The 1,335-nt window shown below is 52.0% G+C and carries 1 protein-coding gene; it reads left to right on the top strand.

Features of this window, described 5'->3' with window-relative positions:
* Window positions 1-186: 186 nt before the first annotated feature.
* Window positions 187-1,305 carry an IS1249 family transposase gene (locus tag C1878_RS16395; protein WP_114602635.1) on the top strand — a complete coding sequence of 373 codons (1,119 nt, stop codon included), beginning with the start codon at window positions 187-189 and terminating at the stop codon, window positions 1,303-1,305.
* Window positions 1,306-1,335: the final 30 nt, after the last annotated feature.

Here is a 1,335-nt window from a genome sequence, read left to right as displayed (position 1 = left end):
GGGTTATAGGCCAAAACTTGTACCCAAATTGAGGTCATAAAGCCTGACCAGCGTTCGATAATTTGTCTCTACAGTTGAATCGCATCAACTGCGCACTCGGTCAAAACGTGTACCCTAAATGCTCTTGACATCGCAGGTCAGATGCTATGTTTAGGCCTTTCGAGTTGCTTGTTGTTCAATGGGGCAATGGCAAACTTCAAATGTCCCGTGTGCGGGGGAAAGATGAAAGGTCATGGCAAGACTCCAGTAGGAGCAAAACGCTGGCAATGCACCTCTTGCAACATGACCACTACGCACAAGATCGACAACACGGCCAAGAGGCTGAAGCTGTTCTTGTCATGGCTTCTATCGAAGAAAACCCAATCGGAAATGGGAGTGTCGGCACGGACGTTTCGACGCTGTACGTCTGAGTTTTGGGATATATGGCCGATAGCGCCGGTGTGCGACGAGGTTCACCATGTGGTGCACGTCGATGGAATATGGCTCGGACGCGCGGCTGTCGTGCTCATCGCGTGCACCAAAGACTACGTTATCGGCTGGCACTTGGCGAGAAGCGAGAACTCGCAAGCGTGGGTAGCTCTCATGGCGCGTATCGCCCCTCCTGATGTCGTGGTGTGCGACGGAGGTAGTGGCTTTGAGAAGGCGAGGCGCGTCGCATGGCCAAACACCCGCGTACAAAGATGTGTCTTTCACGCCTTCGATCAGGTGAAGCGCTGCACAACCACCAGACCGAAACTGCAGGCAGGAGTTGAGATATACGGTATCGCGAAGGACCTCATGTGTGTTGCTGATCTCAATGGGGCGGCAACATGGCTTGCTGAGCTTTCCAGCTGGTGCACACGCTGGGATAGCTTTTTGAAAGAAAAGACTATCGTAGACGGTGTAGTGAGGTTCAAACACGAAAGACTTCGCAAGGCTAGACGGGGATTAGAAAAGTTGGCACGGCAGGGCACGCTGTTCACCTACCTCGATGAGAGTCTTGTAGCAGGTGGGCCAGTTCCAGCCACGAACAACAGGATAGAAGGAGGCGTCAACAGACAGCTGCGTATCATCCTAAACGAGCACAGAGGCATGAATATCGAGCGGCGTATCAAGGCGCTGTTCTGGTGGTGTCTGACTCATGTCGAGTGTCCACTTTGCGCGGCAGATATCATACGAGACATGCCTACAGATGCGCAGATAACCGATTTGCATATCGAAGCGAGCAGGCTCCAAGAAAGAGATGAAGCGATACTTAGATGGGGTAATGCAGTCTCATGGCACGAGCTTCACACAACAGGTCCCTACCGTATTGATTACGATTAGACTCAAGGTACAAATTTTGGCCTATAACCC

It is taken from the genome of Gordonibacter sp. 28C (assembly GCF_003339845.1).
Lineage (GTDB): Bacteria > Actinomycetota > Coriobacteriia > Coriobacteriales > Eggerthellaceae > Gordonibacter.
The sequence above is the reverse complement of the archived record's forward strand: the minus strand, read 5'-3'. Positions and strand labels throughout refer to the sequence as shown.

What these genes read in the sequence shown, in the direction of transcription:
- C1878_RS16395 (WP_114602635.1), top strand. Translation starts at nt 187, where the DNA reads ATGGCAAACTTCAAATGTCCCGTGTGCGGGGGAAAGATGAAAGGTCAT.